Below are 12,551 nucleotides of genomic sequence, written 5' to 3'. Positions count from 1 at the left end.
TATGAAAGAACAAATGAAGAAGCCTTCAGCTCGTCGTCGAGCGAGAGAATGTGCAGTACAAGCCTTATATTCATGGTTTGTATCACAAAATGATGTGGCGGAAGTTGAACTTACTTTTGTTACTGAACAGGATTTAAAAGGTGTTGATATCCCTTACTTCCGCAAATTATTCCGTCAGACTGTAGAATTTGTGGAAGCAGTGGACAGTACTTTAGCGCCTTTCTTAGATCGCACAACGGAAGAACTCACTCCAATTGAAAAAGCAATTCTACGTTTAGCTACCTATGAATTAAAGTATGAGTTAGACGTGCCTTACAAGGTTGTTATTAATGAAGCAATTGAAGTGGCGAAAACCTTCGGGGCTGAAGAAAGTCATAAATATATTAATGGTGTATTAGATAAAGTTGCACCAGCTTTAGGTCGTAAGTAAATAAAAATTAAAGGTGGGAAATCCCACCTTTTTTTAGGTTAAAAATATGGCAAATGGTGAATTTGATCTTATTCAAACATTTTTTGAGGCACCACGTCAAATTGGCAGGAATGATGTTCATTTAGCGATTGGCGACGATTGTGCTTTAACGCAAGTGCCTAAAGGTAAGCTATTGGCAATTACGACGGATACTATGGTGGAAAACTCTCATTTTTATCCCAATATTGATCCGCGTGATTTAGGTTATAAAGCCATTGCGACTAACCTCAGTGACTTGGCAGCCATGGGGGCTGAGCCAGCTTGGGTTTCTCTCGCATTAACTTTACCCAAAATTGATTCTGATTGGTTGAAGGGATTTAGCCAAGGAATGTTTGAGATTTTAAATCAATATAATGTGAAATTAATTGGTGGTGATACCACAAGTGGCAAAATCCCGACAATTACCATCACAGCGCAAGGATTTGTGGATGCAAACACAGCACTCAGTCGTCATCAAGCGAAAGTCGGTGATTGGATTTATGTTTCAGGCACTATTGGTGATGGTTTAGCTGGCTTTTATTTGCTATCAGAACATTATCAACATCATAAAACTGCGGTTAATTCTGACGAAGTTTTTTTGATTCGTCGTAATCTTCATCCAACACCGAGAATCGAATTAGGGCAATTGTTAGCGAAACATCAACTTTCCCATTGTGCCTTAGATCTTTCTGATGGTTTAGTCGGAGATCTTGGACATATTTTAGCGCGTAGCAATCTAAGTGCGGTGTTAAATTTAGAAGATTTGCCTTGCTCTGAAGCACTTGTTAATCTATATGGACGAGAGAAAGCCGAGCTATTGGCGTTACAAGGTGGTGAAGATTATGAGCTGTGTTTTACGGTGCCACAAGAGAAACAAGCGGAGTTAGAACAACATGTAGCTTCATTAGGTGTGCCTTGTACTTGCATTGGTCAAATGATAGAAAAGCAACCATCAAATATTCTCTATCAACGCCATAACCAACCGATTGATTTACAACTAACTAGTTTCGAGCATTTTAAATAAATATGAATTCTGAAAATCCCTTAGCAAAGGTTAGCTTAACAAATCCCATTCATTTTTTAGCCCTAGGTTTCGGCTCTGGTTTGATTCGCCCTGCACCGGGGACTTGGGGGAGTTTAGCTGGGTTGATTTTAGGTGCATTGTTGTTGCAATGTTTAACCATAAAAACTTTCCTTTTTTTCACCGCACTTTGTTTTGTATTAGGTTGCTATTTATGCCAAAAGACAGCCGATGATATGGGCGTTCATGATCATGGTTCAATCGTGTGGGATGAATTTATTGGTATCTGGTTAGTGTTAGCCGCGGTACCTGAAATAAATCTGTTGTGGTGCATTGTGGCATTTGTGCTATTTCGTTTTTTCGACATTTTAAAACCTTATCCAATTAAAATCTTTGATCAAAAATTAGAAAATGGTTTTGGCATCATGATTGATGATGTCTTGGCTGCTGTATATGCCGTATTATTGTTATTTTTTTATTCGTTGATTGCATAGGTTGATTATGCTTAATTTAATGATTGTACATTTCTTTGGCTTATTAACACCTGGACCTGATTTTTTCTATGTGAGCAGAATGGCTGCTAGTAATTCAAGACGTAATGCTGTTTGCGGTGTGATTGGCATTACGTTAGGCGTTACTTTTTGGGCTGTTGCTTCAATGCTTGGTTTAGCCTTTGTGTTTACAACCATGCCAATGATGCATGGCATTGTTATGGTTTTAGGCGGTGCTTATTTAACTTATCTGGGCGTATTAATGCTTAAAAGTCGTGGCAATGTAAAATTTGAGAACTATACCGAACAAGAATTTAACCAGCAGACGAGTATCAAAAAAGAAGTGCTAAAAGGATTATTTGTTAATCTATCTAATGCAAAAGCCATAATTTATTTTAGTAGCGTGATGTCACTCGTTTTAGTCAATTTAACGCAAACGTGGCAAATCCTCATTGCATTAGCGATTATGATTATTGAAACCTTTGTTTATTTTTATGTACTTTCGGTTTTATTTTCACGTCCAGCAGTAAAACAAATTTATACGCAATATAGTCGTTATATCGATAATTTTGCTGGATTAGTTTTCGCTTTGTTTGGTGGTTATTTAGTTTATAGTGGCATATTGGAACTTTCCATATAAATAAAACCTTCCATTTGGAAGGTTTTATTATTTGAGCAAATCTTTTAAGCTAGCTTTCATCATGGTCATTTGATTTTCATACAGGGCTTTGCTTTCTCGCTCATCAATCATATAAGAAATGGTTTCAGAAAGCGTCATATTCATTTTGCGAGAATAGCGAGAAAGGCGCTGCCACACCGCATATTCTAAATCAATAGATTTCTTTTTCGTATGCTGTTTTTCCCCATTGAAAAAACGCTTACGGCGCGCGCGAATGGCTTGATCAAGTTTTACTACTAAGCCTTGCGACATATGTTGTTTAATCCAATCTTCAATGGCTTTAGGTTGATTTTTGCACAAAATCAGTTCTTTCGCTTTTTCTTGCGCTAAACTTTGTTCTTGGTAGTCGGTAATATTTTCACCTTCGCGAAATTTTTTGGTGAGATATAACCATTTCCAATGGCTTTCTTGATTCTCAAGTTTCTGATATTTCATGATTTTTATGCTTTTAGTGACGTGGTAACTGAAATTAATATACGCTTTTTATCGTTTTTTGGCTAGTAAATTTTTAGCAAAAAGGCGGAAGTATGCGATAATAGCCAACCATTTAATCAACGAAAGAGAACGATAGTGATTTCATTGACTGAGCCAAAATTAAATTGGACAGATTTGCAGCCTAACTTAATTGAATCTGATGTGCCCGATAAATCTGTATGCTTGTTAGATTTACAACCTAAAGTAAAAACAGCTATTCATCAATTCTTGCAAAATTCACACCGCAGTTTATTAGTATTAAAAGCTGATAGCGTATTAGATTATGCAAGTGCGGTGGAAAATTTTATTAAATTACAACAGGCTCCGTTGTCGTTATCAGGTGTGCAATATATAGTGGAGCAAGCGGATAGCTTTTCTTTTGCTCAAGTGAGTGCATTACCTGCGCAATCCTTTGAAGATAATTTTGCAGCTAAGCAAATTGTTGCAACGGCTTTGTATTTTGATCAGGCAACTTTATTTGGTGCTATCCGAATTCATCCCACTTCTCATGATATTCAATTAAATGCAGGTTTGGTCCATCAATTAAATCAAGGCGTACTTATTTTGAGTTTATCTCACTTATTGGCGCAATTTGACTGTTGGTCTCGTTTGAAACAAATTTTATTAGAGCGACGTTTTACTTGGTATTCCACACATCCCTTTAAAGCCTTACCTTGTGAAATTCCAAGTTATGATTTATCGCTGAAAGTGGTATTGCTAGGCTCAAGAGAAGAAATTGCGACCTTTGAAGAATGGGAAAAGCAGCTATATCAAATGGCTGATTATGCGGAAATTGAGAATTATATTTCCTTACAAGAGCCAGACCAGCAAATTGTGTGGCAGCAATATGTACAATCTTTTGCTAAACAGCACGTTTTACCTAATTTGACAGCAGAGGGAATGAATAAGCTCTACCAATTATTTGTGCGTGAGAGTGAAAGCCGAATTCTTATTAATATTTCGCCGCCATTGTTAAAAAATGTACTGAGCGAAACGCAACAGATTGCTCAAGGTAAATTGGCATTAAGTGCGGTGGATTTTGAGGCATTTTTTCAACAGAAATCAGCACAATATGGTTTCTTAAAAGAGCAAGCTTATTCAGATATTTTATATAACCAAGTCTATGTTGAAACAGAAGGGGAAGCCATTGGACAAATTAATGGCTTGTCTGTTGTTGAATTTGCAGGTACGCCATTATCTTTTGGTGAGCCTTCAAGAATCAGTTGTATTGTTCAATTTGGCGATGGTGAAGTCATTGATATTGAAAGAAAAAGTGAGTTGGCGGGTAATTTGCATAGTAAAGGTATGATGATTGTTGAAAGTTGTCTATCCAATTTGTTGGATTTGCCTTCACAGTTACCGTTTTCGGCTTCACTCGTTTTTGAGCAATCTTACGCAGAAATTGACGGTGATAGTGCTTCATTAGCTGCATTTTTAGCCTTAGTGAGTGCATTATCTGAATTGAATATTCCACAATCCATCGCAGTAACGGGGACAATCGATCAATTCGGCATTGTTCACGCAGTTGGCGGTGTGAATGATAAGGTTGAAGGTTTCTTCGCTATTTGTAAAGCTAGAGGCTTAACAGGCAAGCAAGGCGTGATTATTCCTGATACTACTTGCTATCAACTTTCTCTGAGTGATGAAGTAGTAAGTGCGGTGAAAAATAATCAATTTTCTATTTGGGCAGTTTCTGATGTATTCGATGCTTGTGAAATTTTATTTGAACGAAAATTGGAGCAAGCCGAAACATCGTCAGATGAATTGTCTATTGCGCAATTAATTAATCAACGTATTGAAAGTCGTTCAGAGCAACAACATTCGTCTTTTTGGTCTAAATGGTTAAATAAAAAATAACTGATCGGAACAGTTTGGCGAACATGTGTTAGCTGTATATTTTTAGACTGGACTTTGTTAGTATAGGTTTATTCAGTGGTTTAATTGGATAAACCTATTTTATATAACAAAAAGAGAGAAAAATGACTAACACTTGTACACCCAAAAAGAGTTCTTATTCTTATGAGGAATTATTAGCTTCTGGTCGTGGAGAACTTTTTGGCGAAAAAGGCCCACAGCTCCCAGCACCAACAATGCTAATGATGGATCGTATCGTTGAAATGAATGAAACAGGCGGATTATTCCAAAAAGGTTATATTGAAGCTGAATTAGATATTCATCCAGATTTACCTTTCTTTGCTTGTCATTTTATTGGCGATCCAGTTATGCCTGGTTGCTTAGGTTTAGATGCAATGTGGCAACTCGTTGGCTTTTTCCTCGGCTGGATTGGCGGTGAAGGGAAAGGACGTGCTTTAGGTGTTGGTGAGGTCAAATTCACAGGTCAAATTTTACCAACAGCGAAAAAAGTGACTTACCGCATTAACTTAAAACGCGTGATTAATCGTAAGTTAATTATGGGCGTTGCAGATGGCGAAGTCGAAGTGGACGGAAAAGTCATTTACACTGCGACAGATTTAAAAGTGGGTCTATTTCAAGATACCTCAGCTTTTTAAATAATAACGATATTGTAAAGCCCGAATATTTATTCGGGCTTTTTTATACATCTAATAACACTAAAATTGCAGCTTCTCCGCCCCATTCTCGTGGTGCTTGATGTAGTGCTCTTACTTTGGGATGTTGAACAAGCCAACGGGGAATTTGTTTTTTTAAGGTAAAAGTGCCATAGCCGGTCATAATACTTGCGCAGTAAATATTTTCATTTTCACAAGCTTGAATTAAGCTGGCTAACTCCAATTTGGCTTGCTCTCGAGTTAAACCATGTAAATCTAAAAAAATTTCTGGAGAAAAATCACCTCGTCGAAGCTGCTTTAACAGATAGCTATCTTCATTTTCTCTTAAATATTTCACCGCACTTTCTTCTTCTAACAATGGCTCATATTCATCAGAAAAATAAAACAATGTATCTTCTTTTTCTCGTAATTCTTTTTGCTCTGCTTTTTTTCTTAATTGCTTTTTGCTGCGTTCAGGCACAAAAATATCCTGTTTTAAGGGTTTAATACCTTTAATTTCGTCACGAAATAGATTTAAATCATCATTCTGTAGCATTATACCTTTCCTTGTTGAGCGAAATTTCTATATACTAACGGAAAATTTGTATTTTACCAAACAGGAGCATTGGATGACTTTTTTCGAAAAAGGAGCAAAAGAGATTTCGGTTTTAACAGATTTACACACAATTAAGGATTATCTCCGTTGGGTGTACAGTATGTTTAATTCACAAGAGATCTTTTATGGTCATGGCATGGATAACGCTTGGGATGAAGCCTCATTATTGGTGCTTTCCAGCTTAAATTTGCCGATGGATGTGCCAACAGACTTATATGATGCGCGTCTTACTGAGTTTGAAAAGCAAGAGATTATTGAATTAGCCATGGCGCGCATTTCAGAGCGTATCCCAACCCCTTATTTAGTGAATTCATCTTGGTTTTGTGGGTTACAATTTTATGTGGATGAACGCGTGCTCATTCCTCGTTCTCCAATTGGCGAACTTATTTTAAATAAATTTGACGGGTTATTGGATAAAGCTCCAACTCGAATTTTAGATATGTGCACTGGCAGCGGTTGTATTGCAATTGCTTGCGCAGATCAATTCCCTGAAGCAGAAGTGGATGCGGTGGATCTATCAACAGATGCGCTCGAAGTGGCAGAATATAATATCGAGCGCCATAATATGCTTGGACGTGTTATCCCAATTCAATCGGATCTTTTCACCGATGTGCCTCAAGATAAATATGATCTTATTGTCACAAATCCGCCTTATGTGGATAAAGAAGATTTAGACAGTATGCCGGCCGAATTTCAACATGAACCTGAATTAGCGTTAGCCGCAGGTGAGGATGGATTAGCTTTAGTGACTAAGATCCTTGCTCAATCTGCAAACTATTTAAATGACAATGGTGTGTTAATTTGTGAAGTAGGCAATTCAATGATTCACTTAATTAATGCTTATCCAGATGTGCCATTCAATTGGATTAATTTTGAAAATGGCGGCATTGGTGTGTTTTCATTAACTAAACAACAATTACTGGATTATCAACATTTATGGCATTAATTCGCTTTAATGTGAATAATAGATAATTACCTACAATAAAATTTTTCTATAAAAAATATTGATTAATCGACCGCACTTAACATTTCTTCGGCATTTGCTAATGCAGTGGCAGTGATTTTACTTCCACCTAACAATTTAGCAATTGCTTGAATACGGTCTTGGTGAGAAAGTGCGGTCATTTTTGTTTCTGTTTTTTCATCCACAATAAATTTTTCCACCATAAAATGATTGTGTCCATGGCAAGCGACTTGCGGTAAATGGGTAACACAAATAACCTGACATTTTGTTCCTAATTGGCGTAACAATTTTCCTACTACATTAGCAGTTGCCCCGCTGATACCTACATCTATTTCATCAAAAATTAATGTAGGGATAGCACTTTTATCTGAAGTCAGGACTTGGATGGCTAATGCGATACGAGAAAGTTCCCCACCTGATGCTGTTTTCGCTAACGGTTGACTGGATTGCCCCAAGTTGCTTTGTAAATTAAATTGAATACTGTCAGCGCCATTGGTGGTGATTTTTTCGTAATCAGTATTTAAATCAATAAAAAATTGCGCATTTTCCATTGCAAGTTGTTTAATTGAGGCTGTAACTTGGGTTGCCAATTTATCAGCACCGATTTTGCGACTGTTGTGTAGTGCTTTTGCCGTTTCTTGCATTTGGGCTAAAGCTTGTTGTTCTTGTTCAATAAGAGTTGCTTCACTTTCGGAAAAATCAACTAATTGTGCTAATTCTTGTTTTAAAGTGCGGTGAAATTCCACTAAGTTTTCTGCATGAATATGATGTTTCTTCGCAAGGTGAATCGCTTGGCTCATTCGTTGTTCAATTTGTTCTAACAAATAAGGATCTTGTTCAATATGAGAAGAAAGATGCTGAACTTCATTGCTGGCTTCTTGAACCTGTATTAATGCTTCTTGTAATAAATCTTGTACAGAACTATAACGAGGATCTAATTCCACTAATTCATCTAAATATTGGGTTGCTTTGTACAGTAAGCTGTCTGCACTAACGGTTTCGTTTTCACTTAATAACGTCAGCACTGATTGTGACAAAGAGGTTAGTTCTTCACTACTTGAAAGGCGTTTATGTTCTTCTTCTAATTCTAAAAATTCATTAGGTTGTAAATTAAACTCATCCAGTTCGTCTACTTGATATTGTAAAAGTTGTTTTCTTGCTTCATTTTCAATGCAGCGTTGTTTAAATTGCTCAACCTGTTGTTTGAGTTTTTTCCATTGCTGATAGTCAGCGTTCATTTGGTTGAGCAAATCTGCATGATTGCAAAAATTATCGAGGGTTTGTAACTGGAAATCACTCTTTAATAATAGCTGTGAGGCATGTTGTCCATTAATATGAATAAGATAGGTTGCCAATTCTTTTAACTGTGAGGCAGAAACCGGAGTACTATTAATAAATGCTTTTGAGCGCCCATCTTGATTGATGATACGGCGTAATATACAGTTTTCAGGGTGATCGTTATCTTGTAATTCATTTTGCTGTAACCATTGGGCTACTTTAGTTTTTGGTTCAATATAAAAAGTTGCACAAACGTCAGTTCTTTCTTGATCTTCTCTAATCATTGAAAGCTCTGTTCGTTGACCTAGGCATAACCCTAGCGCATCAATTGCAATTGATTTTCCTGCACCTGTTTCCCCTGTAATAACAGACATGCCGTTGGATAATTCGATATCTAAGTGGCGGACAATAGCAAAATTATTAATGGTAAGTTGGGTAAGCATAACAAAACTCCTTTACTGTATGTTATACAGTATATTATATGATTTATATACAGTAAAGTGTTTTGTGATAAGTTAAAATAATTTTTTCGACCAACCTAATTTTGTTCGCAATACATTGTAATAATTGTAATTATTTAAATGGGCGAGTTTAAATTTGTGTTGGCTTTTTTGTACAGTAACAATATCGTCATTTGAAAGTTCTAATGCTACTTGGCTATCGCAACTGACTTCTAAACTCGGCACAATATGACCAGCAAAGCGAATTGAAATTTTGCTGTCTCCATCAATAACTAATGGGCGTGATGATAAGGTGTGTGGATACATCGGCACTAATGCGATGGCATTAAGCTGAGGTGTGAGAATTGGGCCACCAGAAGAAAGCGAGTAGGCGGTTGAACCTGTTGGGGTAGCAATAATTAAGCCATCAGCACGTTGTGAGAAAGCAAATTTATCATTTATGTACACGTGGAATTCGATCATATGTGAAATTTTGGCACGATGCACTACTAATTCATTAATCGCATTACCACTAGATACGATTTGATTATCTCTCATTACATTTGCTTCAAGTATAAATCGTTCTTCAACGAAGAACTCACCATTTAAGCAAGCTTGTAGCTGGGAATAAGCTTCTTTGGGATCGATGTCGGTTAGGAAACCTAAATTACCTCGGTTAATACCAATTAAAATAATATCGTATTTTGCTAATACGCGAGCATGACCCAGCATATTACCATCGCCGCCAATAACAATGGCGAGTTGTGCTTGTTGGCCAATTTGATCTAGTGAGGCAATATATTTAGGTTCTAATCCAATTGTTGTCGCAAGATTTTTTTCAACAAGTACGTTGTAACCGCGTTCTTGTAACCATAAGAAAATATTTTTATGCATTTGTAAATTGATATCATCGCGCGGATAGCCTACGATACCAATGGTTTTGAATGATTTATGTAGTGGATTGATATTATCTCGGTTGCTGTACATAGTTATTACTTGAATTTTAAAAAAACGCCCTTATATTACAATGTAAATTACTGACGAGTAAAGATGAACATTCATTCGCCCTTTTATTACAATTAATTTATTGATTTTTTATGGAGAATTCTATGTCGGAAACTGAATACAAACAAGAACAAACCGAAGAGCAACAAGTGGAACAACATGCTGAACAAGAGGTTGAGCAGGTTGTAGAAACTGCAGAAGAACAAGTGGATAACAATGCTGAGAGTACTGAAGTCGATCCATTAGAAGAAGCGATTTTACGTGTCCAAGAATTAGAGCAACAACTTGTTGAAGCCGGTAAAAAAGAGCAAGAAATTCAGTTACGTGCACGAGCTGAAGTCGATAATATTCGTCGTCGTGCGGAGCAAGATGTGGAAAAAGCACATAAATTTGCTTTAGAGAAATTTGCGAAAGATCTGTTAAATACTATTGATAATCTTGAGCGCGCGTTGGCAACACAAGCCAATAAAGATGATGAATGTGTGAAAGGTTTATTTGATGGCGTAGAATTAACGTTAAAAGAATTGCTCGCCACTGTTGCTCGTTTTGGTATTGAACCAGTGGGTGTTGTAGGAGAAAACTTTAATCCTGATTTACACCAAGCGATTTCTATGCAACCAACGGAAGGATTTACAACTAACCAAATCACCACTGTATTACAAAAAGGTTATTTGTTAAATGGTCGAGTGATTCGTCCTGCGATGGTGATGGTTGCTGCTTAATAAAACTTCATAAAATTCCACCGCACTTTTAATCAAAAGTGCGGTTTATTTTTACCATTCTTTCTTCCAAGCACTTTGGTCTAATTCTTTACCAAAATAACTTTCTACTAGGCGTTTAGTAATGTCGGTTTGCGGATTACTAAAAATATCCTGTGTTTTTCCATATTCAATGACTTGCCCTTTATCCATTACAAGTACTTGATCCGCAATATGTTTAACAATACCAAGATGTTGGCTGACATAAATATAGGACACTGCGCGGCGTTCCTGTACATCAAGCATTAAATTTGTTAGCTGCGTTTTGACGGAAGAATCAAGAATACCCAAAGCATCATCGGCAATAATAATTTGGGGATCGAGAATTAATGCTTGTGCTAAAGCAACACGTTGCATTTGGCTAGCAGACATCGTATTGATTTTGACATTTGTATGATCGGGGTAAAGTCCAACTAAACGTAATGTATTGAAGATTTTTTCATCACGTTGCTCTTGATTTAAGTCCGTCATATAACGTAATGGCGTATCTAATATTTGCCCTACATTTAAATGTGGATTAAAGGCAGAATGGGGATCTTGATATACCATGCGAATATATTTTGTGCGATTGGGATCGTTAAATTCTAGCGTTTTTCCTCGGAAGATAATGTCACCAGATGTAGGACGCGTAATGCCCATAATCATTTTCGCTAAAGTGGATTTACCAGAACCATTATTGCCAATAATCGCTAAGGTTTTTTTACGATCAAGTTTAAAGCTGACATCTTGTACGGCATGAAAATAGCTATGCTGGAGCAAACCATAATGTTCTTTAAAGGACTTGCAAAGTTGATTGACTTCTAATAATGCCATATCTATTCCGTATTTTGATTTTCTACATTGAGTGTTAATGGACTATTTACTTCTTTTACTTGGCTAATTTCTCGTAAATTTAGCGGGTAATGGCAAGCAAATTCATGTTGTCTCACTCGTCGCATTGGCGGTTTATTGACGCATTTTTTTTGAGCGAAAGGACAGCGTGGTCCTAAACGACAACCCATTGGCATATGTTCTAGTAATGGCACGCTGCCTCTTAATGTGCTTAAACGACTTTTTAATGGTAAAGGTTGACTAAAATCAGGGGCTGAATGAAGAAGTGCCACTGTGTAAGGATGATGAGGCGTTTCTAAAATACTTTCTTTAGGCCCTGTTTCGGTATTTTGTCCGCAATATAAGACGACAAAGCGATCGCACCATTCACTTATGGTACTGATGTCATTACTCGATAGTAAAATTGAGGTGCCGTTATTTTGATTCATACTTGAAAGCAAGCGGAATATTTGTAGCTGCGTTGTAGATTCCAATGAATTCGTGGCTTCATCCGCAATCAATAATCGAGGTTGGTTGGCAACAGCGATGGCTATCATCACTTTTTGCCCTTCTCCTTCAGTAATATCACCAGGATAGCTGTTCATGATATCTTTATGATCTTTAATACCAACGCGGTGTAATAGCTCAATAGCACGACGTTTTTTCCAACCAAACCATTGCCACCAGCGCCCTTTGAATGTCCAAGAGGGGATATGTTGAATGATTTGTGCGCCTATTTTCATACTCGGATCTAAATAGGAGAGAGGCTCTTGATAAATCACTGAAATGGATTTGCCCACCAGTTTTTTGCGTTTGCTTGGATTGAGTTTAAGCAATTCCACATCAGCGAAGCGGAAACGATCCGCTGTAATAATCCAATTTTCTTTCGCCGCGTTACAAATCACTTTCGCGATTAAACTTTTGCCCGATCCTGTTTCCCCAACCAATCCACAAATTTCGCCTTCGTTTAGTGTCAAACTCACATTATCTACTAATTTAATGCGTCCTTGTGGTGTTTGAATTTCAATACAAAGATTACGAATATCTAATAATGCCATTG

14 protein-coding genes are annotated in these 12,551 nt (G+C 37.1%); 8 read left to right on the top strand and 6 right to left on the bottom strand.

Features of this window, described 5'->3' with window-relative positions; translation table 11 throughout:
• Position 1: 1 nt before the first annotated feature.
• From nusB to ACUXZ4_RS07575, 4 genes are read left to right on the top strand one after another with little or no spacing between them, the layout of a single operon-like run.
• Positions 2-430: a transcription antitermination factor NusB gene (gene nusB, locus ACUXZ4_RS07590; RefSeq protein ID WP_464972607.1), complete on the top strand. Its 429-nt coding sequence runs from the start codon at positions 2-4 to the stop codon at positions 428-430.
• Between the two features lie 46 nt (positions 431-476).
• Positions 477-1,472, top strand: a complete 996-nt coding sequence (gene thiL, locus ACUXZ4_RS07585; RefSeq protein ID WP_464972606.1) for a thiamine-phosphate kinase — start codon at positions 477-479, stop codon at positions 1,470-1,472.
• Between the two features lie 2 nt (positions 1,473-1,474).
• Positions 1,475-1,963, top strand: coding sequence for a phosphatidylglycerophosphatase A family protein (locus ACUXZ4_RS07580; protein ID WP_464972605.1), 489 nt, complete (start codon positions 1,475-1,477; stop codon positions 1,961-1,963).
• A gap of 7 nt (positions 1,964-1,970) precedes the next feature.
• A complete protein-coding gene (locus ACUXZ4_RS07575) occupies positions 1,971-2,600 on the top strand; it encodes a homoserine/threonine efflux transporter (protein WP_464972604.1) in 630 nt (209 codons plus the stop codon).
• Between the two features lie 27 nt (positions 2,601-2,627).
• Here ACUXZ4_RS07575 and matP read toward each other — a convergent pair whose 3' ends face one another.
• Positions 2,628-3,074, bottom strand: coding sequence for a macrodomain Ter protein MatP (matP, locus tag ACUXZ4_RS07570; protein ID WP_464972603.1), 447 nt, complete (start codon positions 3,072-3,074; stop codon positions 2,628-2,630).
• 138 nt (positions 3,075-3,212) lie between these two features.
• Between matP and ACUXZ4_RS07565 the strand changes: the two genes are divergently transcribed.
• Together ACUXZ4_RS07565 and fabA are read left to right on the top strand one after the other, a co-directional pair.
• Positions 3,213-4,970: an AAA family ATPase gene (locus ACUXZ4_RS07565; RefSeq protein ID WP_464974016.1), complete on the top strand. Its 1,758-nt coding sequence runs from the start codon at positions 3,213-3,215 to the stop codon at positions 4,968-4,970.
• Positions 4,971-5,092: 122 nt separating this feature from the next.
• On the top strand, positions 5,093-5,623 hold the full coding sequence (gene fabA / locus ACUXZ4_RS07560) for a 3-hydroxyacyl-[acyl-carrier-protein] dehydratase FabA (protein WP_464972602.1): 531 nt from the start codon (positions 5,093-5,095) through the stop codon (positions 5,621-5,623).
• Between the two features lie 43 nt (positions 5,624-5,666).
• Here the strand turns inward: fabA and smrB are convergent, their stop codons facing one another.
• The gene (gene smrB / locus ACUXZ4_RS07555) at positions 5,667-6,176 is read right to left on the bottom strand and encodes an endonuclease SmrB (protein ID WP_464972601.1); all 510 of its coding nucleotides are present in this window, start codon (positions 6,174-6,176) and stop codon (positions 5,667-5,669) included.
• 73 nt (positions 6,177-6,249) lie between these two features.
• Here smrB and prmB point away from each other — a divergent pair, with 73 nt between their 5' ends.
• Positions 6,250-7,182, top strand: a complete 933-nt coding sequence (gene prmB / locus ACUXZ4_RS07550; RefSeq protein ID WP_464972600.1) for a 50S ribosomal protein L3 N(5)-glutamine methyltransferase — start codon at positions 6,250-6,252, stop codon at positions 7,180-7,182.
• A 62-nt stretch (positions 7,183-7,244) separates the two neighbouring features.
• Here the strand turns inward: prmB and recN are convergent, their stop codons facing one another.
• Together recN and ACUXZ4_RS07540 are read right to left on the bottom strand one after the other, a co-directional pair.
• Positions 7,245-8,921: a DNA repair protein RecN gene (gene recN, locus ACUXZ4_RS07545; protein WP_464972599.1), complete on the bottom strand. Its 1,677-nt coding sequence runs from the start codon at positions 8,919-8,921 to the stop codon at positions 7,245-7,247.
• 72 nt (positions 8,922-8,993) lie between these two features.
• The gene (locus ACUXZ4_RS07540) at positions 8,994-9,884 is read right to left on the bottom strand and encodes an NAD(+) kinase (protein ID WP_464974015.1); all 891 of its coding nucleotides are present in this window, start codon (positions 9,882-9,884) and stop codon (positions 8,994-8,996) included.
• A 143-nt stretch (positions 9,885-10,027) separates the two neighbouring features.
• Here ACUXZ4_RS07540 and grpE point away from each other — a divergent pair, with 143 nt between their 5' ends.
• Positions 10,028-10,645 (top strand): nucleotide exchange factor GrpE, encoded by a 618-nt coding sequence (gene grpE, locus ACUXZ4_RS07535; RefSeq protein WP_464972598.1) that lies wholly within the window; start codon positions 10,028-10,030, stop codon positions 10,643-10,645.
• Positions 10,646-10,696: 51 nt separating this feature from the next.
• On the opposite strand, the gene ACUXZ4_RS07530 is transcribed toward grpE, so the two are convergent.
• Both ACUXZ4_RS07530 and ACUXZ4_RS07525 read right to left on the bottom strand, forming a co-directional pair.
• Positions 10,697-11,494: a peptide ABC transporter ATP-binding protein gene (locus ACUXZ4_RS07530; protein ID WP_464972597.1), complete on the bottom strand. Its 798-nt coding sequence runs from the start codon at positions 11,492-11,494 to the stop codon at positions 10,697-10,699.
• Positions 11,495-11,496: 2 nt separating this feature from the next.
• On the bottom strand, positions 11,497-12,549 hold the full coding sequence (locus ACUXZ4_RS07525) for a peptide ABC transporter ATP-binding protein (RefSeq protein ID WP_464972596.1): 1,053 nt from the start codon (positions 12,547-12,549) through the stop codon (positions 11,497-11,499).
• Positions 12,550-12,551 lie beyond the last annotated feature (2 nt).

The sequence above is a fragment of the Reella acinonychis genome (assembly GCF_052828705.1).
The sequence above is the reverse complement of the archived record's forward strand: the minus strand, read 5'-3'. Positions and strand labels throughout refer to the sequence as shown.